The organism is Streptomyces sp. NPDC026417, from assembly GCF_055567695.1.
The window spans coordinates 117976-142369 of sequence record NZ_JBVHPY010000014.1 but is presented as its reverse complement, the minus strand read 5'-3'; the positions used below and the strand labels follow the sequence as shown (position 1 = coordinate 142369).

At 72.1% G+C, this 24394-nt stretch carries 22 protein-coding genes and 1 riboswitch; of the genes, 4 read left to right on the top strand and 18 right to left on the bottom strand.

From position 1 onward, the window contains the following. The first annotated feature begins 102 nt into the window (after window positions 1-102). Window positions 103-1293: a Glu/Leu/Phe/Val dehydrogenase dimerization domain-containing protein gene (locus ACZ4NT_RS22560; RefSeq protein WP_467727177.1), complete on the top strand. Its 1191-nt coding sequence runs from the start codon at window positions 103-105 to the stop codon at window positions 1291-1293. A gap of 95 nt (window positions 1294-1388) precedes the next feature. Next, a complete protein-coding gene (locus tag ACZ4NT_RS22555; protein WP_467727175.1) occupies window positions 1389-2009 on the top strand; it encodes a TetR/AcrR family transcriptional regulator in 621 nt (206 codons plus the stop codon). A gap of 233 nt (window positions 2010-2242) precedes the next feature. Here the strand turns inward: ACZ4NT_RS22555 and ACZ4NT_RS22550 are convergent, their stop codons facing one another. From ACZ4NT_RS22550 to ACZ4NT_RS22540, 3 genes are all read right to left on the bottom strand, one after another. Beyond that, a complete protein-coding gene (locus ACZ4NT_RS22550; protein WP_121407269.1) occupies window positions 2243-3028 on the bottom strand; it encodes an SGNH/GDSL hydrolase family protein in 786 nt (261 codons plus the stop codon). Window positions 3029-3272: 244 nt separating this feature from the next. Next, window positions 3273-4124: a M23 family metallopeptidase gene (locus tag ACZ4NT_RS22545; RefSeq protein ID WP_467727173.1), complete on the bottom strand. Its 852-nt coding sequence runs from the start codon at window positions 4122-4124 to the stop codon at window positions 3273-3275. Between the two features lie 4 nt (window positions 4125-4128). Continuing rightward, window positions 4129-4285, bottom strand: a riboswitch (cyclic di-AMP (ydaO/yuaA leader). Between the two features lie 392 nt (window positions 4286-4677). Beyond that, window positions 4678-6936, bottom strand: a complete 2259-nt coding sequence (locus ACZ4NT_RS22540; protein WP_467727171.1) for a heavy metal translocating P-type ATPase — start codon at window positions 6934-6936, stop codon at window positions 4678-4680. Between the two features lie 167 nt (window positions 6937-7103). Here ACZ4NT_RS22540 and ACZ4NT_RS22535 point away from each other — a divergent pair, with 167 nt between their 5' ends. Then, window positions 7104-8057 carry a hypothetical protein gene (locus tag ACZ4NT_RS22535; protein ID WP_467727169.1) on the top strand — a complete coding sequence of 318 codons (954 nt, stop codon included), beginning with the start codon at window positions 7104-7106 and terminating at the stop codon, window positions 8055-8057. Window positions 8058-8075: 18 nt separating this feature from the next. Here ACZ4NT_RS22535 and ACZ4NT_RS22530 read toward each other — a convergent pair whose 3' ends face one another. Both ACZ4NT_RS22530 and mscL read right to left on the bottom strand, forming a co-directional pair. After that, on the bottom strand, window positions 8076-8621 hold the full coding sequence (locus ACZ4NT_RS22530; protein WP_467727167.1) for a phosphatase PAP2 family protein: 546 nt from the start codon (window positions 8619-8621) through the stop codon (window positions 8076-8078). A gap of 140 nt (window positions 8622-8761) precedes the next feature. Further along, window positions 8762-9226 carry a large conductance mechanosensitive channel protein MscL gene (mscL, locus tag ACZ4NT_RS22525; protein ID WP_121407264.1) on the bottom strand — a complete coding sequence of 155 codons (465 nt, stop codon included), beginning with the start codon at window positions 9224-9226 and terminating at the stop codon, window positions 8762-8764. Between the two features lie 253 nt (window positions 9227-9479). On the opposite strand from mscL, the gene ACZ4NT_RS22520 reads away from it, so the two are divergent. After that, window positions 9480-10277 (top strand): tyrosine-protein phosphatase, encoded by a 798-nt coding sequence (locus tag ACZ4NT_RS22520; RefSeq protein WP_121407263.1) that lies wholly within the window; start codon window positions 9480-9482, stop codon window positions 10275-10277. Window positions 10278-10305: 28 nt separating this feature from the next. Here ACZ4NT_RS22520 and ACZ4NT_RS22515 read toward each other — a convergent pair whose 3' ends face one another. The 13 genes from ACZ4NT_RS22515 to hpnC form a co-directional block, all read right to left on the bottom strand. Next, complete coding sequence (locus ACZ4NT_RS22515; RefSeq protein ID WP_183117122.1) at window positions 10306-10422, bottom strand: DUF6126 family protein; 117 nt, start codon at window positions 10420-10422, stop codon at window positions 10306-10308. 32 nt (window positions 10423-10454) lie between these two features. Then, window positions 10455-11093: a helix-turn-helix domain-containing protein gene (locus ACZ4NT_RS22510; RefSeq protein ID WP_121407582.1), complete on the bottom strand. Its 639-nt coding sequence runs from the start codon at window positions 11091-11093 to the stop codon at window positions 10455-10457. A gap of 63 nt (window positions 11094-11156) precedes the next feature. Then, the gene (locus ACZ4NT_RS22505; protein WP_467727164.1) at window positions 11157-12647 is read right to left on the bottom strand and encodes an aspartate aminotransferase family protein; all 1491 of its coding nucleotides are present in this window, start codon (window positions 12645-12647) and stop codon (window positions 11157-11159) included. Next, on the bottom strand, window positions 12644-14539 hold the full coding sequence (dxs, locus tag ACZ4NT_RS22500; RefSeq protein WP_121407261.1) for a 1-deoxy-D-xylulose-5-phosphate synthase: 1896 nt from the start codon (window positions 14537-14539) through the stop codon (window positions 12644-12646). The genes ACZ4NT_RS22505 and dxs overlap by 4 nt, the downstream gene beginning before the upstream one ends. Before the next feature lie 30 nt (window positions 14540-14569). Next, window positions 14570-15745, bottom strand: a complete 1176-nt coding sequence (gene ispG, locus ACZ4NT_RS22495; protein ID WP_467727161.1) for a flavodoxin-dependent (E)-4-hydroxy-3-methylbut-2-enyl-diphosphate synthase — start codon at window positions 15743-15745, stop codon at window positions 14570-14572. A 4-nt stretch (window positions 15746-15749) separates the two neighbouring features. Then, complete coding sequence (gene hpnH / locus ACZ4NT_RS22490; RefSeq protein WP_467727159.1) at window positions 15750-16772, bottom strand: adenosyl-hopene transferase HpnH; 1023 nt, start codon at window positions 16770-16772, stop codon at window positions 15750-15752. Between the two features lie 6 nt (window positions 16773-16778). Beyond that, a complete protein-coding gene (locus tag ACZ4NT_RS22485) occupies window positions 16779-17420 on the bottom strand; it encodes a phosphorylase family protein (protein WP_121407258.1) in 642 nt (213 codons plus the stop codon). Beyond that, the gene (shc, locus tag ACZ4NT_RS22480) at window positions 17417-19411 is read right to left on the bottom strand and encodes a squalene--hopene cyclase (protein ID WP_467727157.1); all 1995 of its coding nucleotides are present in this window, start codon (window positions 19409-19411) and stop codon (window positions 17417-17419) included. Before shc ends, ACZ4NT_RS22485 begins: the two co-directional genes overlap by 4 nt. A gap of 111 nt (window positions 19412-19522) precedes the next feature. Then, window positions 19523-20653, bottom strand: a complete 1131-nt coding sequence (locus ACZ4NT_RS22475; RefSeq protein ID WP_121407256.1) for a polyprenyl synthetase family protein — start codon at window positions 20651-20653, stop codon at window positions 19523-19525. After that, on the bottom strand, window positions 20650-22080 hold the full coding sequence (gene hpnE, locus ACZ4NT_RS22470; RefSeq protein ID WP_467727155.1) for a hydroxysqualene dehydroxylase HpnE: 1431 nt from the start codon (window positions 22078-22080) through the stop codon (window positions 20650-20652). Before hpnE ends, ACZ4NT_RS22475 begins: the two co-directional genes overlap by 4 nt. Further along, window positions 22077-22217, bottom strand: a complete 141-nt coding sequence (locus ACZ4NT_RS22465; protein ID WP_467727154.1) for a DUF6380 family protein — start codon at window positions 22215-22217, stop codon at window positions 22077-22079. Before ACZ4NT_RS22465 ends, hpnE begins: the two co-directional genes overlap by 4 nt. Continuing rightward, window positions 22217-23167 (bottom strand): presqualene diphosphate synthase HpnD, encoded by a 951-nt coding sequence (gene hpnD / locus ACZ4NT_RS22460; RefSeq protein ID WP_467727152.1) that lies wholly within the window; start codon window positions 23165-23167, stop codon window positions 22217-22219. The genes ACZ4NT_RS22465 and hpnD overlap by 1 nt, the downstream gene beginning before the upstream one ends. Next, entirely contained in the window at window positions 23164-24066 is a 903-nt protein-coding gene (gene hpnC / locus ACZ4NT_RS22455; RefSeq protein ID WP_121407580.1) for a squalene synthase HpnC, read from the bottom strand. Before hpnC ends, hpnD begins: the two co-directional genes overlap by 4 nt. Window positions 24067-24394 lie beyond the last annotated feature (328 nt).

Sequence of the window (24394 nt, the reverse complement as noted above, 5' to 3'; positions counted from 1 at the left end):
TCGGCCCGGCCGGGCCGTCGCCCCTGTGCGCAGCCTCGCCCGTACGCCGTGACCGCCGCGCATCCGCCCGCCCCATGACGACCGCCGCCCCCAGGAGCCCGTATGACCGCCCGCGACGACGCCCCGCTCATCAAGCTGACCTGGACGGACCACGTCACCGGACGCACCGGCCATCTCGTCGTCGACCGGCTGGTCCGGGGCGTCGCCAGCGGCGGGCTGCGGATGCGGGAGGGGTGCACGGCCGACGAGGTCGCGGGGCTCGCACGCGGCATGACCATGAAAGAGGCGCTCCACTACGACCCGACGGGCCGCTACATCCCCCTGGGCGGCGCCAAGGGCGGCATCGACTGCGACCCCCGGCACCCGGAGGCGTACGGCGTGCTCGTGCGGTACCTGCGCGCGATGCGCCCCTACCTGGAGAACGTCTGGGCCACCGGCGAGGACCTCGGGCTCGGCCAGGACGTGATCGACCGGGCGGCGGCCGAGGCGGGGCTCGTCTCCTCCATCCAGGCGGTGTACCCGCTGCTCGACGACGAGACGGCGGCCCGCCGCCGGCTCGCGGAGGCGTTCGCGGTCGAGGTGGACGGCATCGGGCTCGACGAACTGGCCGGCGGCTGCGGTGTCGCCGAGTCCGTGCTCGCGGCGCTGGACCGGGCCGGCGTGCCGTACCCCGGGACCCGGGTGTCCGTGCAGGGCCTGGGCACCATGGGCGGGGCCACGACGCGGTTCCTCGCCCGCGCGGGGCTCACCGTCGTGGCGGTCGCCGACGTCAAGGGCACCATCGCCAACCCCCGGGGACTCGACGTCGACGCCCTGCTGGCCGCGCGGGACGCGCACGGGAGGGTCGACCGCGGTGCGCTGCGTCCGCAGGACCGCGAACTGCCCGGTGACGCCTGGCTGTTCACCGACGCCGAGGTGCTGGTCCCGGCGGCCGTGTCGTATGCGATCGACTGCGTCAACCAGGACCGGGTCACGGCCCGTTGGATCGTGGAGGCCGCCAACATGCCCGTCCTGCCCGAGGCCGAGGAACTGCTCGCCGCGCGCGGGGTCACCGTGCTGCCCGATGTGGTGGTCAACTCCGGTACGAACGCCTGGTGGTGGTGGACGCTGTTCGGCGACATCGGCCCGGACGCGGGCGAGGCGTTCGCGCACACCCGGCGCTCGATGCGCGCCCTCGTCGGGCTGATGCTGGACCGCGCGGAGGCGGACGGCACGACGCCCCGGGCCGCGGCCCACGCCATCGTCGCCGACCGGCTGCCGGTCATCGCGGAACGGTTCGGCTGGTACCGGTGACGGCCGGGCGTTGCGTCCCGGACGGCGGTCCGCCGCCCGCCTCCGGGCCAGGGTCCGTGTCCGCCGTGTCCCGGGCGACGGATTAGGGTTGCCGCGTGGCGAGAGTGCGGTTGAGTGTGGTCCAGCGGCGGGAGGAGCTGCTGCGGGCTGCCATCGGGCAGATCGAGGAGCGCGGCGTGGCGGCGGTGCGCATCGCCGACGTGGCCACGGCGCTCGGCGTCAGCAACGCGCTGGTCCTGTACCACTTCTCGACCAAGGAGAAGCTGGTCGCCGAGGCGTTCACGTTCGCCGCCGAGGACGATCTCGCCCGGCTGCGCAAACTGCTGGGCCGCCGCACCTCGGCGCTGAAGCGGCTGCGCGCGGCGGTCCGCTGGTACGCGCCGACCGGGCAGGCCAAGGGTTGGCGGCTGTGGATCGAGGGCTGGGCCGTGGCCCTGCGCGAGCCGGGTCTGCGGGAGGTCACCCAGGATCTCGACCGGCAGTGGAAGGCCGCGATCGCCGAGGTGATCGCGGAGGGCGTGGCCGCGGGCGAGTTCCGGTGCCCGGACGCCATGGGCGCGGCCCTGCGGCTCACCGCCCTGCTGGACGGTCTCGCCGTGCAGATGACCGCGTACCCCGGTGCGGTGTCGCGGGCGCGCACCCGGGCCTGGGTGGACGAGGCCCTCGCACGCGAACTGGGCCTGGAGCGCGAGGCGCTGACTTCCCCGCCCGGCTGAACCCCGGCAGCCGAGAACACCGGCCCCCCCGTCCCTGCCCGGCCACCTCCGCCCGTCCGACCCCGGACGAGCGGATCGGACGGGACCGGCTCGGACCCGGCTCGGCGCGGTACGGCCCGGCTGGGGCGCTGCTCGGCACGGCTCGGCGCCGCACTGCGAAAGGACCACACCCCGGCCGACCTCGCACACGCCGGGCCGGCACCGGAGTCACCGGGACCCCGGCCCGCCGCCCCTCACACCGCCGGTGCGATCCGCAGCTTGATGTCGTCCGGCGACAGGCTGCCCTTGGCCGCCACGTGGTCCCCGGAGGACTCGCCGCGCAGCCGGCGTCCGATCCACGGCACCAGATACTCCCGGGCCCACTGGATGTTGTCGCGGCGCATCTCGAAGGTGCCCCGCGGCGGCAGCGGCGGCCAGGGCTGGTCGGGGTCCGCCGGGACCTCCAGGCCGAGGACCTGGCCGGCCCGCAGGGCGACCCGGGTGTGGCCCTCGGGCGAGAGATGCAGCCGGTCGCCGTCCCAGGCACGCCGGTCCTGGATGGTCCTCAGGGACCACAGGTCGAGCACCGGGCAGCCGTAGCGGTCGGCGATCGCCCGCACATGCCCGTTGTACGTGGCGATCTTGCCGCGCAGATGCTTGAGCACGGGCACGCCGCGGGTGTCGAACCCGGTGGTCACGAGGACGGTGCCGACGGCCGACGTGAGGTCGGCGACCGCCCGCTCGAAGCGCTCGGCGACCTCGTCGGGGTCGGTGCCCGGCCGGATGATGTCGTTGCCGCCCGCGCAGAAGGAGACCAGGTCCGGGGCCAGCGCCTTGGCCTGCTGGAGCTGGCTCTCGACGATCTGGTCCAGCAGCTTCCCGCGTACGGCGAGATTGGTGTAGCCGAAGTCGCCCTCGGGGCGCCGGTCGGCGAGCAGCACCGCGAACCGGTCGGCCCAGCCGACGAAGGCCCCGTCCGGACCGGGATCGCCGACGCCCTCGGTGAAGCTGTCCCCCACCGCCACGTACGACCCGATCACTGCTCTGTTGTCACTCTTCGAATCGTCTGCCACATCGGCCCATGATTCACCGTGCGATGTGAGCTACGCGACCGTAGGAAGGGGTTGACGGGCGGTGAGATAAGCCACTCGTCAAGTATTGGTCAATCCCGGAATAAGGCGCCGTACAGGGGCGGTTGACGAGCCTCAACGCCCGCGCACGCGTGGCACGCCGAAGGCCGGACCCCGGGGATCGGGGGTCCGGCCTTCGGCGGCGGTGCGGGCGTCAGCCGATGGAGACGCCGTGCGCGCGGAGGTACGCGATCGGGTCCACGTCCGAGCCGTAGTCCGGGCTGGTGCGGATCTCGAAGTGCAGGTGCGGTCCGGTGACGTTGCCGGTCGCGCCGGACAGGCCTATCTGCTGGCCGCCGGTCACGGTCTGCCCGGCCGAGACGGACAGCGAGGACATGTGGGCGTACTGGGAGTACTGGCCGTCGGTGTGCCGGATGACGACCTGGTTGCCGTAGGCGCCGCCCCAGCCGGCCGAGACGACGGTGCCCGGGCCCACGGACTTGATGGAGGTGCCGGTCGGGACCACGAAGTCGACGCCGGTGTGGTAGCCGCTGGACCACATGCTGCCCGCGGTCCTGTAGGAGGTGCCGACCGTGGCGCCCTCGACGGGCAGCGTGTAGCCGGAGGTGTTGGCGGCCGGAGCGGCCTGGGTCTTGGTCGTCTGGGTGCTCGTGCCGGACGACGGGGCGGCCTTGGCCGCGGCCTTGCCGCCGAGGGTCAGCTTCAGGCCGGGGTGGATCAGCGCGGGGTCGCCGCCGATGACCTTGCGGTTGTCGGCGTAGAGCTTCTTCCAGCCGCCGCTGACGTGCTGCTCGTCAGCGATCTTCGCGAGGGAGTCGCCGGACTTCACCGCGTACGTCTTCGTCGTGGCCTTCTGGGCGGCGACGGGAGCGGAGGCGACGGTCTTCTCCGCGGCGGAGGAGACGGCGGCCGTCGGGGTGGCGGCGTGGGCGCCGGCGGCTCCCATCAAGGGCAGCGCGAGCGCGGCGCCACCGGTTCCGGCGACGGCGATGGTGCGGGAGAAGCGCAGGGACTTCGGACGGCGGTGCTTACCCTTGGCGGGCATGGCGAATTCCTCTCCGGCGCCTGCGAGGTGAGCTGTCGGGTGCGAGCTGGAGATGCCCGGCCGCGTTGCGCGCGGCTTTACCCCAAGCCTGTTCCGGAGACCGGAACAGGCGTCGTGCCTGTGGGTCCCCCGCTCCTGCCGTGTACGGGTGAGTGTGCGGGATTCCGGGCGGCGGCAGGATTGGGCGTCCGTCCGGAGTGAGGGTGAACGTAAGCGACATGAGAGTGCGTCGACAAGCTTGTGGGGTTTCTGTGCACACCCCTTTCTTGATCCATGCCCGAATTGGCGGTCACTGTCCGTGGATAGGCGATCTTTCCTGGTCCGTAATCCCCCCGGAAATGCTGCGGATTTGAGAATCCCGGAACGCCACGCATTGTCACCGTTATGACGCTGCTCACTCGACCGCACGCCACCAGGCCCTAATTCATTGCTAGTTGGCCGCTTTGCAGGCAAAACGGGCAGAACACCCAGAAGCGACAGGGGGGACGCGCGACGCGGCGAGGCGTCACCCCGGTCCGGGTGACGCCTCGCACCGGAGGCGGTGCGGACGCCGTCAGGCGAGGGCCCGGAAGCCGCGCAGCCGCAGGGAGTTGCCGACCACGAAGACCGAGGAGAGCGCCATGGCGGCTCCGGCGATCATCGGATTGAGCAGGCCCGCCGCGGCGAGCGGCAGGGCGGCGACGTTGTAGGCGAAGGCCCAGAACAGGTTGGACCTGATGGTGCGCAGGGTCCTGCGGGCCAGCCGGATCGCGTCGGCCGCCGCCCGCAGGTCGCCGCGGACGAGGGTGAGATCGGCGGCCTCGATGGCCGCGTCGGTGCCGGTGCCCATCGCGAGGCCGAGGTCGGCCCGGGCCAGGGCGGCGGCGTCGTTGACGCCGTCCCCGACCATGGCGACGCTGCGGCCTTGGCCCTGAAGGCGCTCGACGACACCGGCCTTGTCCTCGGGCATGACCTCCGCGATCACCTCGTCGATGCCGACCTCGGCCGCCACGGACGCGGCGACCGTCCTGTTGTCCCCGGTCAGCAGCACCGGCGTGAGGCCGAGGCCGCGCAGCCGCCGGACGGCCTCGGCACTGGTCTCCTTGACCGCGTCGGCGACCTCCAGGACCGCGCGGGCCTCCCCGTCCCAGGCGACCACGACCGCGGTGCGCCCGGCGGCCTCGGCCCCGGCCGCGGCGCGCTCCAGTCCGGCGGGCAGGCTCACCGCCCTCTCCCGCAGGAGGCGGACGCGGCCGGCGAGGACGGCGTGTCCGTCCACGACGCCCTGCACCCCCAGTCCGGCGATGCCCGCGAAATCCTCCGGGACGGGCAGGGCGAGGTCCCGCTCGGTCGCCGCGGCGACGACGGCCCGGGCGACGGGATGCTCCGAGGCGTGCTCCAGGGCTCCCGCAAGCCGCAGCACCTCGGCCTCGTCGGCCCCGTCGGCGGTGTGGACGGCGAGCAGCGTCATCCGCCCGGTGGTGACGGTGCCGGTCTTGTCCAGGAGGATCGTGTCGACCCCGCGGGTGGTCTCCAGCATCTCGGGACCCTTGATCAGAATGCCCAACTGCGCGCCGCGCCCCGTGCCGACCATGAGCGCGGTGGGGGTCGCCAGGCCCAGGGCACAGGGGCAGGCGATGACCAGGACGGCCACCGCCGCGGTGAACGCGGCCGTGAGGCCGGCCCCGCTGCCCAGCCAGAAGCCGAGGGTGCCGAGCGCGAGGGCGATGACGACGGGCACGAACACGGCGGAGATCCGGTCGGCCAGGCGCTGGGCCGCCGCCTTTCCGCTCTGCGCGTCCTCCACCAGCCGGGCCATGCGGGCCAGTTGGGTGTCGGCGCCGACGCGGGTGGCCTCGACGACCAGTCGGCCACCGGCGTTCAGGGCGGCCCCCGTGACCGCGTCACCGACACCGGTCTCGACCGGCACCGATTCGCCGGTCAGCAGGGAGGCGTCCACCGCCGAGGCGCCCTCGACGACGACGCCGTCGGTGGCGATCTTCTCCCCCGGCCGGACGACGAAGCGGTCCCCGGCGCGCAGCTCACCGACGGGGATCAGCCGCTCGCGGCCCTCCCGCAGGACGGTGACCTCCTTGGCCCCCAGCTCCAGCAGTGTCCTGAGGGCGGCACCGGCCCGGCGCTTGGAGCGTGCCTCGAAGTACCTGCCGGCCAGGAGGAACGCGGTGACACCGGCGGCCGCCTCCAGATAGATGTTCCCGGCCCCGTCGACGCGGGCGATGGTGAGCTCGAAGGGGTGGGTCATGCCGGGGGTGCCGGCGGAACCGAGGAACAGCGCCCACAGCGACCATCCGAAGGCGGCCGACGTACCCACCGAGACGAGCGTGTCCATGGTGGCGGCGCCGTGGCGGGCGTTGGTCCAGGCGGCACGGTGGAAGGGCCAGGCGGCATAGGTGACCACGGGGGCGGCGAGGGTGAGGCTGAGCCACTGCCAGGAGGTGAACTGCAGGGCCGGGATCATCGCCATCGCGACGACCGGGACCGCGAGCACCACGGCGGTGATCAGCCGCTGCCGCAGCGGCCGCAGTTCGTCGGCACCGGCCGGCGCGGTGGCGTCGGGCGCCACGCCCGTGCGCGGCGGGTCCGGTTCGGTGGCGGTGTAGCCGGCGGCCTCCACGGCGGCGATCAGGTCCGCCACGGACACCGACTCGCCGCGGTACGCGACCCTCGCCTTCTCGGTGGCGTAGTTGACGACGGCATCGACCCCCTCCATCCGGTTGAGCTTCCTCTCGATCCTGGCGGCGCACGAGGCGCAGGTCATCCCGCCGATCGCGAGTTCGACCCGGTTCTCCGTCCCGGCCACGGTGACAGTCATCGCTACTCCCCGACATATACCCCCCAGGGGTACCTGGGATGCCGTCCAAGATATACCCCTCCCCCGTACCTTCCACAAGCAGCTCGCCGCGCTTTCCAGATACCCCACGGGGGTATACGCTCGCCCTGGGAGCACCACTGGGACCCGCCTGACAGGGGAGAGCCGTCATGAACACCGCCGTGAAGATCACCGCGTTCGGCGCCGCACTCGCGGCGTCCTTCACCGCCGCCTACGGCGTCGGCGGCGCCGTGGGGCCGGCAACCGACGGCGCCGAGCCGGCCACGCACTCCGCACACGCGGAAGCGGCCCCCGGCGACCGCGAGGACGGCGAGCCGGCCGCGGGAGGACTGCAGGTCTCCGAGGCCGGCTACACCCTCGACCTCGACACACCCACCGTGCGGGCCGGGCGGAGCAGCGAACTGCGCTTCGCCGTCCGCGACCGGTCGGGCAAGCGGCTCACCGCGTACCAGCGCGAGCACGCCAAGGAGCTGCACCTGATCGTGGCCTCACGCGACCTGGCCACCTACCGGCACCTGCACCCCGTCCGGGCCGCGGACGGCACCTGGTCCACCCCGGTCGACCTGCCCGCCGCGGGCGCCTACCGGGTCTTCGCCGACTTCACCCCCGCGGCGAAGGGAGCCGGAAACCTCACCCTCGGCGCCGACCTCGCGGCCTCCGGTGCCTACCGGCCGGCCGAGCCGCCCGAGCCGTCCCGCACCACCACGGTCGACGGCTACACCGTCACGCTCGACGGCGACCTGCGGCCGGGCAGGCCGGGAGCGCTCGATTTCGAGGTCAGGAGGAACGGCCGCCCCGTCCCGGACCTGCAGCCCTACCTCGGCGCGTACGGCCATCTCGTCGCCCTGCGCTCGGGTGACATGGCCTACCTGCACGTGCACCCCGACGGCGAACCCGGCGACGGCAGGACCGCGCCGGGCCCCGTCGTGTCCTTCGGCGCCACCGCGCCCAGTTCCGGCACCTACCGCCTCTTCCTGGACTTCCGGCACCACGGCACCGTCCGCACGGCCGCCTTCACCGTCAGGGCCGGGACGACGGACGGCGTCACCCGGTCGTCGGAGGAGACGGCGCCCTCCGAGAGCACCGAGGGCCACCGCCACTGAGCGGCTGCCGGGCCCCCGTCACGGCAGCAGCCGCAGTACGGGACGGGTCCCCCGGTGCACCAGCGCGGCCGCGGCAAGGCCGATGGCCGCCCCCGCGGCGACGTCGGAGGGGTAGTGCGCGCCGGTGTGTACGCGCTCGACGGCCACCAGCACGGCCGGTACCGCGCACACCGCGCCCGCCCAGGGCGACACGGCGGCCACCGCCGCGGCGAACCCCACACCCGCGGCGGTGTGCCCGGAGGGGAAGGAGGACGAGTCGGGCCGGTCGTGGACGTCCTCGTGCGCGATCCATTCCTTCGGCGGCCGGTGCCGCCCGCAGACCTGCTTGAGCACGCCGTTGGACACCAGCTCCGCGACGGCCATGCTCACCAGCCCCGCGGCCGCCCCTCGGCGGGCTCGCCCGCCGATCACCGTCAGGACCGCGGCGGCGCCCCACCAGAGCTTGGTGTTCTCGGCGGCGCTCTCCACCGCGGGCAGCATGCGCCGCGCGCAGTCCGACCGCCACGCGGCCACCCGCCGCGTCAACCGGTGATCACGTTCACGAAAGGCCGCAGGTACGTTCATGGCCTGCGACTTCCCGCCAGGGACCGCTCGTAACGGGCAGCGGCCCTGCCGGTCCGGGACAGCCGGGGCGGCACTCCCGGACCCGGAGCACCCGGTGCCCGAACACCACCGGCTTCACCGGTCCCGAGCAGACCGCGGTGTCATCGCTCCTGGCGCGCCGGGACGGTGCCCGACTCCGCCTCCGCGGTCGCCTGCGCGGGGAGGACGGGCAGCGGACTCGTACAGGAGGCGCAGCGGCGGGCCTCGGTCGGCACGGGGCTGAGGCACTCGGGGCACTCGCGCTTGGGCGCCTGCACGTCGTGGCTCGGTGCGAAGCGCTGGTGCAGCTTGTTCACGGGCAGCACGACGAGGAAGTACAGGGCCGTGGCCACCAGCAGAAAGCTGATCGTGGCATTGATGAACTCGCCGTAGGGGAAGTCGGTCCCGCCCGCCGTGAAGTTCTTGCGGCTGAGGTCACCGGTGATGCCGGACGCCAGCCCGACCAGCGGGGTGAGGAAGGCCCGTACGAAGCCGTTCACCACGGCGGTGAAGGCCGCCCCGATGACGATGCCGACCGCCAGGTCGACCACATTGCCGCGCAGGATGAATCCGCGGAAGCCCTTCACCTGTCACTCCTCCATCTGCCTGGGTCGCCTCCCGCGGGCGCGGGAGGTCGCAACGCGGCCCGACGGCCCCGGTGAGCGACGTCTTACCGGGTTCGGCCCGGGCAACCTTCGCTCGGGTCGTCACGGGCCGCCGCCCCCGGAGGGACGCCTGTGGACAACTCATTGCCCCAGGAACCCATGTCGTATCGTCGAGAGCGCATCCCGTCGGCGGGCGAAGAAGAGCAGCGCCGGCGGACGAATGGGAGGAGCCCCCGTGACGCAGCAGGTCCCGTCGACCGAGCCCCAGCTGGCCGGAGTGCGCAACTTCCGTGACGTGGGCGGCCTGCCCACCACGGACGGACGGCGAGTGCGGCACGGGCGGCTGTTCCGCAGCGGCCACCTCGCGCACGCGACCGGTGAGGACACCGCGTTCCTCGCCTCGCTCGGTCTGCACACGGTCTTCGACTTCCGCAATGCCGCGGACCAGAAGCTGGAGGGGCCCGACGTCGAGCTGCCGGGCGTGCGGAACGTGAACCTCCCGCTGACCGACCCGGCGGACGGCGCCGAGTTCTGGAAAATGGTCCGCGACGGCGACCTGGACCAGCTGCGCGCGATCCTCTCGGACGGCAAGGCCGCGAACCGGATGATCGGCTCCTACCGCATGATCATCAAGGAGCGGACCGCCGAGCACTCCCACGTGCTGCACGCCCTGGCCGAGGACAGCGTGCCCGCCCTGATGCACTGCGCGGCGGGCAAGGACCGAGCCGGCCTGTCGATAGCCGTGACGCTGCTGGCCGTCGGCGTCGAGCGCGACGCGATCCTCGCCGACTACCTGGAGTCGAACGCCACGCATCGCCGCTACAAGGTCCACCGCAACAGCTCCGCCGCCTCCGCGTACTCCCCCGAGGTGATGGAGCTGCTGAGCCCCCTCTTCGACGCGCGCGCCGAGTACCTGACGGCGGCCTTCGAGACGATCGAGGAGATCTGGGGCGGCGTCGACCCCTATCTGGAGCAGGGCCTGCGGGTCACCCCGGAGTTGCGGGAGCGGCTGCGCGACCGCCTGATCGACTGACGGCGGCCGAGGGGGCCGGACCCGGCCGTCACTGGTTCTGCGCGCCCAGCGTGAAGAGCAGATAGACGAAGGCCGCGAACAGATGGCCGACGGCCACGTAGATGATGAGCCGCACCCAGAGCCCGCGGGGGAACTTCTCCTCCATCGACCGCCGGTTTCCGGGCTCGGTGGGTTCGTTCATGACGTTTCTCCCGGGGTCTCGTGGCCCGTCCGCGGGCCGAGGCACAGGGCCGCGGTGGGGCTCTGCAGCAGTGTGTGGACGAAGAGCAGCTCGGCGCCGTCGTGGTCGGCGGCGGCGAGGCGGTGCGGGGTGAGCGAGTCGAAGTGAGCGCTGTCGCCCGGTGCGAGGACGTGCACGGTGTCCCCGAGGCGCAGGCGCAGCCGCCCGGTGAGGACGTACAGCCACTCCTCGCCGGGGTGGACGCGCACGACATCGCCCTGCGCTCCGTACGGGACGTGTACGCGCAGTGCCTGCATCCCGCGGCCCGGGGCGCCGGCCTGCCAGTAGGTCCAGCCGCCCGCGGTACTGGGCTCCAGGTCGGCGGCGCGCATCACGGCGTCCCGTTCGGCGACGGTCTCCCCGAGCAGCTCCGAGACGGTGGTCCCGTAGATGCGGGCCAGCGCGAGCAGCATCGGCAGCGACGGCTGGCGCTGACCGGTCTCCAGCCGCGAGAGGTGCGCGGGCGAGAGCCCGGCGGCGCGCGAGGCCGCCTCCAGGGTCAGGGAGGCGCGACGGCGCAGCGCGCGCAGCTGAGGGGCGACGGCGGGCAGCTCGTCCCCCGGTTCGGGAGGGTGGGTACCCTCGGTAGGACTCATGTTCTCCATTGAGCCCCAGGTCTTGCCTCCAGGGCAAACTTGTTGCCCCGGAGGCAAAAGGGCTCAGCGGTGGGCGACCGCCTGCTTCACCAGGGTCCTGCCGAAGTCCCACATCAGTCCGCCCCCGCTGTGCGCGTCGTCCATCACGGCGGTGAAGGCCTCCACGAACCGGTCCACGTCCCGCTCCCCGATGATCAGCGGCGGGATCAGCTTGATCACCTCCAGGTGGTCCCCGGACACCTGGGTCAGGATGCGATGCCTCTGCAGCAGGGGCACGACCACCATCTGCGCGAAGAGCCCCTTGCGCGCCGCCTGCAGCATCGCCCAGCGGCTGCGCAGTTTGAGCGACTGCGGCCGGCCGAACTCGATGCCGATCATCAGGCCCCGGCCGCGTACGTCGCTGAGCAGCTCGTACCGGTCGATGAGCGCCGAGAGCCGGGACTTGAGCTGCTCCCCGGTGGCGCGGGCGTTGGCGACGACCTGCTCGTTCTCCAGCACGGAGAGCACGGCCAGCCCGGCTGCCATGGCCTGGGCGTTGGAGCCGAAGCTCGCCGAGTGGACGAGGACGCGGTCCATCGACGAGTAGACCTTCTTGAAGATCCAGTCCCTGCCGAGCGTGGCCCCGACCGGCACGTAACCGCCCGACAGCGCCTTCGCCACGCAGACCAGGTCCGGCTCCACCCCCGCCTCGTGCTGGTAGGCGTAGAAGTCGCCGGTCCGCCCGAGCCCGGTCTGCACCTCGTCGGCGATGAGGAGCGCCTTGTGCTTGCGCAGCAGCTCCTGGGCGGCGAGCAGATAGCCGGGCGGGGCCTCCAGGACGCCCTTGCCCTGGATCGGTTCGACGATCAGGGCGGCGACGTCGCCCTTCTTCAGCTCCCGCGCCAGCGCGTCGAGATCCCCGAGCGGCACCGCCGTGTCGGGCAGCAGGGGCGCGAAGCCGTCCCGGAAGCAGTTCTCGCCGTTCACGGAGAGCGAGCCGGTGGTGAGCCCGTGGAAGGCGTGCGAGCAGTACAGGACGCGCGGCCTGCCGGTCGCGTAGCGGGCGAATTTGAGGGCCGTCTCGACGGCCTCGGTGCCGCTGTTGCCGAAGAACACCCGGTCCAGGTGCGGGCTGTGGGTGAGCAGCTTCTCGGCGAGCAGGCCCGGCAGCGGCTGGCAGTCGAAGCGGGTGAGGTCGGCGAGCGAGGCGTCCAGGACGTCGTGCAGTGCCTTGCGGACGACGGGGTGGTGGCGGCCGAGGCCCATCACCCCGAATCCGGCGAGCATGTCCAGGTGGTCGTTGCCGTCCGCGTCCCAGAAGTGGGCGCCCTCGGCCCGCTCGTAGACCTTGTCGAAACCGATGGTGTGCAGCATGCGCGGGAGCTGGTGGTTGAGGTGCTTGGCGTGCAGCTCGTAGCGCTCGGCTCCGCGCTCGGCCAGGAGAGCGCCGAGATCGAACTCCGGCCCCCCGGAGGGGGGTTCCCCGGGGCGGGTCGTCCGGGAAGGGGACGCGTCCGACAGCGGCTTCCCGGTGACGGGCTCCTCCGAGGGAGCCGTCCCTGAAGGGATGGTCATTCCTGTTTCTCCTTGGCGAACTGGTCCTTCGCCGCCAGGCCGGCGCTGATCCGCCCGGCGATCTCGACGGGCGTGAGTCCGATGTCCGCGAGCACCTCGCCGCGCTTGGCGTGCGCGAGGAACTGCTCCGGGATGCCGAACCTCCGTACGGGGACGTCGACTTCGGCGTCGCCGAGCGCGAGGGCGACGGCGCCTCCGACACCGGACGCCCTGCTGTTGTCCTCGACGACGGCCACGAGGCGGTGTGCCGCGGCGAGACCGGGCAGGGCGTCGTCGACCGGCTTGACCCAGCGCGGGTCGACGACGGTGCAGCCGATCCCGCGGGCCTCCAGCAGCTCGGCGGCCTGCAGGCACACCGGCGCCATCACGCCGACGGCGACCAGCAGCACCTCGGACCGGTCGGCGCGGTGCAGGACGTCCATGCCGCCGATCCGGCCGAGCGCGGGGAGGGACGGGCCGACCGACTCCTTGGGGAACCGGACGAGCGTGGGGGCGTCGTCCACGGCGACCGCCTCGCGCAGCTGGGCCCGCAGCTGGTCGGCGTCGCGCGGGGCCGCGATCCTGAGTCCGGGCACCACCTGGAGGATCGACATGTCCCACATGCCGTTGTGCGAGGCGCCGTCCACACCGGTGACGCCGGCCCGGTCCAGCACGAACGTCACTCCGCACCGGTGCAGCGCGACGTCCATCAGCAACTGGTCGAAGGCGCGGTTCAGGAAGGTCGCGTAGACGGCGACGACGGGATGCAGCCCGCCCGTGGCCAGCCCCGCCGCGGACACCGCGGCGTGCTGCTCGGCGATGCCGACGTCCCACACCCGCTCGGGGAACCGCTCGGCGAACCTGCCGAGCCCCACCGGGTGGAGCATGGCCGCGGTGATCGCCACGACGTCCTCGCGCTCCTCCCCGATCCGGACGATCTCCTCACCGAACACGGAGGTCCAGGAGGGGCCGTTGGCAGGCGCCAGGGACTCGCAGGTGAGCGGGTCCATCACGCCGACCGTGTGGAAACGGTCCTCCTCGTGCGCGAGCGCGGGCTCGAAGCCGCGGCCCTTCTCGGTCAGGCAGTGGATGAGGACCGGCCCGTGGAAGCCCTTGGCCCGCCGCAGCGCGGACTCCACGGCGGGCATGTCGTGGCCGTCGATCGGCCCGACGTACTTGAGCCCGAGATCCTCGAACATGCCCTGCGGCGCGAACGCGTCCTTGAACCCCTTCTTCGCGCCGTGCAGCGACTCGTACAAGGTGTTCCCGACGACGGGCGTCCGCAGCAGGACGTCCTTCCCCCAGGCCAGCGCCTTCTCGTAGCCGTCGGTCGTGCGCAGGGTGGCGAGGTGGTTGGCGAGCCCGCCGATGGTCGGTGCGTACGAGCGCTCGTTGTCGTTGACCACGATGATCAGCGGGCGGTCCTTGGCGGCGGCGATGTTGTTGAGCGCCTCCCACGCCATCCCGCCGGTCAGGGCGCCGTCCCCGATGACCGCGACGACGTGGCCGCTTCCGCCGCGCACCTCGCGCGCCTTGGCCAGGCCGTCCGCCCAGCCCAGCACGGTCGAGGCATGACTGTTCTCGATGACGTCGTGCTCGGACTCCTCGCGCGAGGGGTAGCCGGAGAGGCCGCCCTTGCCGCGCAGCTTGGAGAAGTCCTGGCGGCCGGTGAGCAGCTTGTGCACATAGCTCTGATGGCCGGTGTCCCACAGGATGCGGTCGACGGGCGACTCGAAGACCCGGTGCAGGGCGATGGACAGTTCCACCACCCCCAGATTGGGCCCGAGGTGACCGCCGGTCCTCGCGACCGCGTGCACCAGGAACTCGCGTATCTCCGTGGCCAGTTCGCCGGCCTGCGCCTCGGACAGCGCCTTCAGGTCGCGTGGTCCCCGGATGCTCTCCAGAATCGTCACGCTCGGGCCCCCTCTCGGTCCATGCGTTCTTCAGATCACCGTCACCGCGGGTGTCCCCGTGACGGCGGGGGCGTCCGGTGCGACGCCGTCCTGCTCCATCTGCTCGGCGAGCTTCATCGCCTCTTCGATGAGGGTCTCGACGATCTTCGACTCGGGGACGGTCTTGATGACCTCGCCCTTCACGAAGATCTGGCCCTTGCCGTTGCCGGAGGCGACCCCCAGATCCGCCTCCCGCGCCTCTCCGGGACCGTTCACGACGCAGCCCATGACGGCGACGCGCAGCGGGACCTCCATGCCCTCCAGACCGGCCGTGACCTCTTCGGCGAGCTTGTACACGTCGACCTGGGCGCGCCCGCAGGACGGGCAGGAGACGATCTCCAGGCCGCGCTGACGCAGGCCCAGCGACTCCAGGATCTGGATGCCGACCTTGACCTCCTCGGCCGGCGGGGCGCTCAACGACACCCGGATGGTGTCGCCGATGCCCTCGGAGAGCAGCGCGCCGAAGGCGACCGCCGACTTGATGGTGCCCTGGAACGCCGGACCGGCCTCGGTGACACCGAGGTGCAACGGGTAGTCGCACGCCGCGGCGAGCTGCCGGTAGGCATTGACCATCACGACCGGGTCGTTGTGCTTGACCGAGATCTTGATGTCCCGGAAGTCGTGCTCCTCGAACAGGGACGCCTCCCACAGCGCGGACTCCACCAGCGCCTCGGGAGTGGCCTTGCCGTACTTCTGCAGCAGCCGCTTGTCCAGCGAACCGGCATTGACGCCGATACGGATCGGCGTGCCGGTGTCCTTAGCGGCCCGCGCGATCTCCTTCACCTGATCGTCGAACTGCTTGATGTTGCCCGGATTCACCCGCACCGCCGCACAACCCGCCTCGATCGCCGCGAACACGTACTTCGGCTGGAAGTGGATGTCCGCGATCACCGGGATCTGCGACTTGCGGGCGATCGTCGCCAGCGCGTCCGCGTCGTCCTGCGTCGGACACGCCACCCGCACGATCTGGCACCCCGACGCCGTCAGCTCCGCGATCTGCTGCAGCGTCGCCCCGATGTCCGACGTACGCGTCGTCGTCATCGACTGCACCGAGACGGGTGCGTCCCCACCCACGGCCACCGTCCCGACCTGGATCCGCAGCGAGACGCGGCGTTCGGCGATCGGCCGGACCGGTACCTCCGGGAGGCCCAGGGAAACGGCGGTCATGACGTCAGCCCCGGCTTTCCGTGAAGGTCTCCCGGGCGGCGCGGATCGATTCCCTGAGGGATCCCATGGTCGCCAGGACGGCGGTCGGCTCGTAGCCGCAGTGCGCCATGCAGTTCGCGCACCGGTCGTCCTTGCCGCGGCCGTAGGAGTCCCAGTCGGTCTCCTCCAGAAGCTGCTTGTACGTCTGCACGTAGCCGTCGCTCATCAGGTAGCAGGGCCGCTGCCAGCCGAAGAGCGAGTAGCTCGGGATCGCCCACGCGGTGCACGGGAAGTCGACCTTGCCCTCCAGGAAGTCCAGGAAGAGCGGACTCTGGTTGAGCCGCCAGCGGCGGCGGTTGCCGCCGGCGAAGGCCTTCTTGAACAGTTCCCGGGTCTGCTGGACGCCCAGGAAGTGCTCCTGGTCGGGGGCCTTCTCGTACGCGTAGGCGGGCGAGAGCATCATCTCGTCCACCTTCAGGTCGTCGTTGAGGTAGTTCAGTACCTCGACGATGGTCTGCGGGGTGTCCGTGTTGAAGAACGTCGAGTTGGTGGTGACCCGGAAGCCGCGGCGCTTGGCCTCCTTGATGGCCTCGACGGCCTCGTCGAAGACACCCTCCTTCGCCACCGACGCGTCGTGCCGCTCGCGCAGCCCGTCGATGTGCACGGCCCACGCGAAATAGGGCGAGGGCGTGAACTTGTCCATCTTCTTGCGCAGGAGCATCGCGTTGGTGCAGAGGAAGACGAACTTCTTCTTCGCCACCAGCTGCCGCACGATCTCGTCGATCTGCGGGTGCATCAACGGTTCGCCACCGGCGATCGACACCATCGGCGCGCCCGATTCCAGCACCGCGCCCACGGCCTGGGCCACGGGCATGCGCTGCTTGAGCACCCCGGCAGGATGCTGGATCTTGCCGCAGCCCTCGCAGGCGAGATTGCACGCGAAGAGCGGTTCCAGCTCGACCAGCAGGGCGAACTTGTCCCGCTTCCTGAGCTTCTGTTCAAAGAGATATGCGGCGACCTTCATGGACTGACGAAGCGGCATGGCCATCTGGCTCTACCTCCGTGGGAGCAGCAAAGAACGGTGCCATTCGAAAAAAGCGGGAAGTACCGAACGAAGAACGCGGAATGCCGATATTCCACCGCGGACCGTGCCGATACGGACCAGTTCATGTTCCGGAGCGTCCACCACCACCCGTACGGCCGCAACCGGGCGGGCACCCGTGCGCACGGCGCTGTGGAGCGTGGCCGCGGACTCCATGTCGACCGCGATCGCGCCGGTCGCGGCGAGAGCGGGCCGCTCGGGGCCGCGGACGACGTGGTCGGAACCGTTCAGCGGGCCCCGGTGGACGGTACGGCCGGGCAGGGCGCGGGTCAGTTCCTTGACGAGGAGATCGGTGCCGACGCACGGGGTGGTGCCGCGCGGGTCCCGGGTCTCCTCGGCGACGACCAGGTCACCGGGGTGCATGCCGGGGGCGAGGCCGGCGCAGAACCCGGTGGCCAGGACGGCCGCCCCGCGCAGCGCCGGGTCGGCGAGCACCCTGCCGACCGCGCGCTCGGCGGCCTTCGGCCCCATGCCCGTCCGCAGCACGGTGACGGGCCCGTCGGCGCCCGCCCGCTCGCCGCTGCGCAGGGCGAGGTGCTCGATGCCGAGCGCGCAGGCGATCAGCAGCGGTGCCGGGGCGGGGGCGGCGCTCATCCACCCGCCTTGAGTTTGGCGAACGGCTCACCGTGGACGTAGCGGCCGAGCGCGGTGAGCGGGAAGACCTGCCGGTAGAGGTGGTAGTTGATCGAGAAGTCCCAGGGGAAGCCGGTACCGGTGAAGTACGGCTCGTCCCAGGAGCCGTCCTCGCGCTGGGTCCGGGCGAGCCACCGGACCGCGCGCTCCACGCTCCCGGACTCCCGCTCCCCCGCCGCGAGCAGCGCGAGGAGCGCCCACCCGGTCTGGGACGCGGTCGAGGCGCCGCGTCCGCTCCACTCGGCGGCGTCGTCGTAGGAGCGCAGGTCCTCACCCCAGCCGCCGTCGTCGTTCTGGACGGTCTCCAGCCAGGCCACGGCCCGGCGGATCGAGGGGTGCGAGGCGGGCAGACCGGCGGCGACCAGTGCCGGGACCACCGAGCCCGTGCCGTAGATGTAGTTGACGCCCCAGCGGCCGAACCAGGCGCCGTTCGGCTCCTGTTCGGCGAGCAGCCACTCGATGCCCCGGCGGGTGCGCGGATCGTGCGCGAGTCCTTCCACGGCGAGCATCTCCACCACGTGCGCGGTGACGTCCGCGGACGGCGGGTCGATGACCTCCCCGAAGTCGCAGAACGGCAGCCGGTTGGGGAAGGCGCTCGTGTTGTCGACGTCGAACGCGCCCCACGCCCCGTTCCTCGACTGCATGCCGAGGTTCCAGCGCACACCGCGTCCGATGGCCTTCTCGATCCGCTCCGGGTCGTGGTGCTTCACCCGGCGCAGCGCGAGGACGACCTCCGCGGTGTCGTCGATGTCGGGGTAGTTGTCATTGTGGAACTCGAACGCCCAGCCACCCGGCGGCAGTTCGGGACGTTTCACGGACCAGTCACCGGGCCGGACGATCTCCTCCCCGAGCATCCAGTCGGCGGCCCTGACGAGCTGCGGGTGGTCGGCGGGCAGGCCCGCGTCGGCGAGCGCGATCGTCGCCAGGCAGGTGTCCCACACCGGCGACTGGCAGGCCTCGACCATCCGGGCCCCGTCCTCGCGCCAGACGGTGAAACGCTCCAGCGACTCCAGCCCCGCCCGCGTGACCGGGTGTTCGAGGTCGTAGCCGAGCAGGTGCAGCGCGATGACGGAGTACACGGCGGGCGGCTGGATGCCTCCCCAGCAGCCGTCGTTCTCCTGCCGCTCGATGATCCAGCGCGCGGCCGTGTTCATCGCGGCCTTGCGCAACCGGCGCGGAGCGACCTTGCGGTAGAGGTGCAGGGCCCGGTCGAGGCGCTGGAAGACTCCGTCCCAGCTCGCCATCGGGGCGAAGGGGGCGACGGGGCAGGGGTTCTCGGGGTCGACGTGCAGCTCGTCGAGCGCGAACGGCGCGGGCCGTACCGGACGCTTCGCCGAGACGATGGTGAGCGGCACGATGGTCTGCCGTGCCCAGCACCCGAAGTCGTAGATGTTGAGCGGCATCCACTTCGGGAAGTAGATGAGCTCGGGCGGGAGTTCGGGCAGGTCCTCCCACTTCCACCAGCCGAAGAGGGCGAGCCAGATCCGGGTGAAGACCCGGGCCGAGGCCATCCCGCCCTTGCTCCGGATCCACGCGGAGGCCTGCGCCATGTGCGGCGCCTCGGGGCTGTCGCCGGCCAGGCGCAGGGCGACGTACGCCTCGATGGTGGTGGAGAGTTCGCCCGGGCCGCCGTAGAACGTGCCCCAGGTGCCGTCCTCGCGCTGCTCTCCGCGGATGAACAAGGCGGCGGCGTGCGTGGTCTGCTCGTCGCGGATGCCCAGGAACTGACGGAGGAGCAGGTCCTCGGCGTCCATCGTGACGTTCGTCTCGAGGTCGCCCTTCCACCAGCCCTGGGCGTCCTGCCGCGAGAGCAGGAAGTCTGTGGCGCGCTGCATCGCGCGCGCGGCGGCATCCTGAACCCCTGCCGCCTCTGGGGCGTCGAGCTGAGTTTCGCTGGCCGAGGCAGCGCGGGGCGGCAGGGCCCCGGTGCTTCCGTCGGTCGTCGCTGTCATGGCTTCCCCTTCGTGCAGTGATCGTCTCTGCTGTGGGTCCGCCGTCGGCCGGTGCTCGTTCTCCCGCGGCACCGGCCGGCGACTACGCGAGGCTTATTCGACCGATAGTGATCATCTCTTCCGTACGACGACGAAGTCGGCGAGCGCCACGAGCTGCGCCCGCACCTGGTCCGGCATCTGGACGGTGTCCAGGGCCTCGATGGCGACGGTGTGCTGGCGACGCGCCTCCTGGGCGGTCCACTCCCGGCCGCCGGCCTGCTCGATGAGCGCGGCGCGGGCGGCGAACTCCTCCTCGGAGAAGCTCTCGAAGTCACTGCTCTTGGCGTCGGCCGCGAGCAGCTCCCCGAGCTGCTCGGAGGCGGCGCCGCCCGCGGCGAGCGCGGCCACCACCGGCAGCGACTTCTTGCGCTGGCGCAGGTCGCTCCAGGTCTGCTTGCCGGTGGCCTCCGGGTCGCCCCAGATGCCGAGGAGGTCGTCGACGGCCTGGAAGGCGAGACCGAGGTGGTAGCCGTACGTCTCCAGGGTGTCGGCGGTGCGGTCGTCGGCGCCGCCGAGCACCGCGCCGATGGAGCAGGCGCAGGCGAGCAGGGCGCCCGTCTTGTTGCCCTCCATCTCCAGGCACTCCTCGACGGTGACCCGCTCGCGGTGCTCGTAGGAGATGTCCTGGGCCTGGCCGTCGATCAGGGCCCGGGTGGCCGAGGTCAGGCGGCGGGTGGCCCGGCCGGCTTCGGCGGTGCCGAGCTCCAGCAGGATCTCGTTGGCCAGGGCGAACAGGGCGTCGCCGACGAGGATGGCCTGGGCGGGGCCGTGCACCTTCCAGACGGTGTCGCGGTGCCGGCGCTGTTCGTCGCCGTCCATCAGGTCGTCGTGGAGCAGCGAGAAGTTGTGCACCAGCTCGACGGCCACCGCGCCCGGCACGCCCACCTCGGGCTCGGCGCCGGCGGCCTGGGCGGACAGCACGGCGAGGGCGGGGCGCACGGCCTTGCCGCCGTCGCCGTCGGCCGGGTTGCCCGCGGCGTCGATCCAGCCGAAGTGGTAGGCGGCGACCGTGTCCATGGGTGGCGCCAGGCGGTCGACGGCCGCCCGCAGCACGGGGGTGGCCAGGGTCCGGCCGCGCTCCAGGAGCGCGGTCACGTCCACCGCGTCGGCAGCCGCTTCGGCCGGGGGCACAGTGGGCACAATCTCTCCTCTTGTTGCGGTACCGGGGGTGCGGGGTCCGGTCCCGTGCAGATCCAGCTTCACGCCGCCTCCTCGAAGAGTTCGAAGAGGTGGTCGCGGGGCCGGCCCAGGGCGCCCAGCGCGGCGCCCGCCGCACCGACGCCGCTGCGGACCGCGCTCTCCATGGTCGCGGGCCACCCTGTGGCGGTCCACGCTCCGGCCAGGTACAGGCCGGGTGCCTTGGTGCGGGCGCCGGGCCGCAGCCGCCCGACGCCGGGGGTGGGGGCGAACGTCGCCGTGCGCTCCCGGGTGACGAAGAAGTCCCGTACCTCGGCGGCCCGCGCGCCGGGCAGGAGCCGCTCCAGCTCCGGCAGGTACCGCGCGCGCAGCGCGGCGACGGGCTCGTCGATCTCGTCCTGGGCGGCCGACTGCGAGAGGGCCAGGTACTGGCCGTCGGTGAGACCGGACGCCTCGGTGCGGTCGAAGACCCACTGCACCGGGGAGCCGATCGCGGCGAAGAACGGCCGCCGGAGGACCGTGCGGTCGTAGACCACATGGACGTTGAGGATCGGTGCCGTGCCGATGTCGAGCAGCCGCTCGGGGGCGTCGAGCGCTCCGCCGGGCAGCAGGTCGTGGGCCTCACGCTGCGGTACGGCGAGGACCACCGCGTCCGCGTCGATGCTCTCGCCGGGCACCTGGACGCTCCAACGCCCGTCCATCTGCCGGGAGATGGAGGTGACGCGGGTCCGGACCTCGGTGCGTACGCCCGCGGACTCGAGTGCCTTGCGGGCGAGCCGGTCGTGCAGTTCGCCCAGCGGAACGCGTGCCCAGCCGATGTCGGCCGCACCCGGAGCGGACAGCAGACCGGTCTTGAACACCATCGCGGCGAGTCCGAGCGACGCGTCGCCGGCCACCGCGTTGAGGGTGGCGACCCCCACGAGGTCCCACAGTGCCTCGATGGCCCGTTGCGACTGACCGTGCCGAGCCAGCCAGGTGCCGAAGTCCTGCGCGTCGAGTGCGGGGTCGGCGGGGTCGAGCCTCTTGAGGGCCAGCGCGGCCCGCCCGACGGCGGCGCGCTCGGCGAGCGAGAGGTGGGGGTAGGTGGCGAGGCTCTTCGCGAGGTGCAGCGGGACGGGCAGGGCCGTGCGGCCGATCCGGCCGAGACGCCGGCCCGGGGTGCCCTCGGCGTCGAGGACGGGCACGTCGAGACGATCCTGCAGCGGCGCGAGGGCGGCGGCGTCGATGCGGTCGAGGAACCAGCGGTAGGCGGTGCAGCAGCGCAGATACACGTGCTGGCCGTTGTCGATCGTCAGTGCGCCGCGCCGGAAGGAGAAGGCGAGTCCGCCGAGGCGCGGCCGGCTTTCGAGGACGGTCACCCGCACCCCGGCGTCGGCGAGCGCGAGGGCTGCCGTGATCCCGGCGAGCCCGCCGCCGACCACGACGGCACTCGCGCCGCCGGGCAACCCCGGGTCGCCGGGCCGCGGCCCCTCGGTCCTCGTCCCGTCGGTCATCGTGCTCCCTCCCCCGCGACCGGAGCGCGGTGCTTGAACACTGCACTGCCGGTCGTCGCAGTCAGGGACGCGACGCGCCGCCGGAGGGTTGCGTGCCGTTTTTCGTCTGTGGAATCACCTTGGCCCAGAATGTCCATCAGGGCCGCCTCCTGACGGCACGACGGGACACATGGCGGGCGTCGAGACCCGACAGTCCGCGTACGGCGACGTACGCCTTCTCCCGTCCCGGCAGCGAGACCCGCCCGCGCAGCACCGCCTCGGGCTCGCGCTCGATGCGGTCCAGGAGGCGGCGGTAGATGCCGGCCATCGCGGCCACACAGGCGCCGCTGCGCCGGTCGAGCAGCGGCAGCAGCCGGTAGCCCTCGGCGAAAAGGGCGCGGGCCCGACGCACTTCGAAGTGCACGAGGCCCGCGAAGTCGGAGCCGGACGGTGGCGTGGGTCCGCTGAACCCGGCCGAGCAGCCGAACTTCGCGAGGTCGTCGGCCGGCAGGTAGGTGCGCCCGCCCTCGGCGTCCTCGCGGACGTCCCGCAGGATGTTCGTGAGCTGCAGCGCCAGCCCGAGCGTGTCGGCGTACTCGGGCGCGCGTTCGGCACCGCGCGCTCCCGGCTCGGTGCCGAAGACGCCGAGCGAGAGCCGTCCGATCGCGCCCGCCACGCAGCGGCAGTAGACCTTCAGGTCGTCCCAGGTCTCGTAGCTCTCCCCGCGGACGTCCATCAGGACGCCGTCGATGAGTTCGTCGAGGCCGCCGAGCGGAACCGGGAAGTGCTGCGCGGTGTGGCTGAGCGCCACCGCCACGGGGTCGGTGTCGTCCTCCTCCACCGCACCCTCGCGCACCCGGGTGAGCAGCGCCCGGGTGTCCTCGAGCCGAGCCGCCTTGACGTCCGGCGCCAGTGCGCCGTCGCCGATGTCGTCGACCCGCCGCGAGAACGCGTAGAGCGCCGACATCGCGCGGCGCTTCGGCGTCGGCAGCAGCCGGATGCCGTACGCGAAATTGCGGGCCTGCTGTCCGGTCACTGTCTCGCAGTAGCTGTAAGCGGCGAGTACCGGTGCGGACGCGTGTTGTTCCGACTCCACGCTCCGGATCACCCCTCTCCTCGCAGAGTCACTCCCACCTCGCGCAGCAACTGGAGCTTGCCGGGCTTGGGCGGGCCGGGAAGTACGTCGTATTCGGCGGCGGCGATCGCTCGGACCGCCGCCCTTCCCCCTGCCACGAACCCCGCGAGCAGCAGCCTCAGCCTGCCGTGGACGCTACCCACGAGGGGGGTGCCTTCATTCAGGAGGTGCAAGGCGCGTTCTGCTTCGTATGCAACCAGTGCGCGCACCGATGCGCCTGCTGTGGGCGCGGCGAGATCCGCCTCCCGGACGTGAAAACGCTTCATGTCCTCGGCGGGCAGGTAGATGCGGTCGCGGCCCAGGTCCTCCGCGACGTCCTGGAGGTGCTCGACGATCTGCAGCGCCGTGCACACGGCGTCGGAGCGGCGCACCCGCTCGGGGGTCGAGGTACCGGTGACGGAGAGGACGAGGCGGCCGACCGGGTTGGCGGACAGCTCGCAGTAGGCGAGCAGGTCGCCGTAGGTCTCGTACCGCTTGACCTGCTGGTCCTGGCGGTTGGCCGCGATCAGGGCGAGGAAGGGCTCGGGGGTGAGACCGGCGCGGCGCACGGTGGGCAGGAGCCTGCGCAGGAGGGGGTGACGGGGCGTCGCGTCGAAGACGCGGTGGAGGTCGGCCTCGAGGGCGTCCAGCAGGAGCAGCCGGTCCTCGGCGTCACCGGGAGCGACACCGAGCAGGCGGGCGTCGGCGCCGCCGGGGGCCAGATCGCCGTCACCGATGTCGTCGACCAGACGGGCGAATCCGTATACGGCCATCAGGTCGTCGCGCCACGCCCGGGGCAGGAAGAACGGTGCCACCGGGAAGTTCTCGTCGGCCGCCTTGTCGAGGGTGCCGCGCTCCGGATGGCCGGCACGTGCCGTCCCGGCTTGGGTCACCGCTCGCCGCCCGGCGCGGGGACGGCGCATGCATCGGGGAGCCGGAGCGTTTCCGTAGCCATTGCCGTCACATCTCCCGTTCTACACTGCGGACCCAATACATCCTATTTCGGACACGCCGCCCGGCGGGTGCGCAGTCCGCCGGTGTCGGTGTCGCGCGGTATCGCCCTACTTGCCGCGAATCAGCACCGGTACAGCTTACGTTGTACAACGCGGTATGCCTCGCCGGGGTGTCCTGCACATCACAACAACACACCGATTGGCCTCAAGATTCCTTGGAACAACCAGAGTTGGCCCGCCCTTTGCACGGTGGATCTTCTCCGGCGCG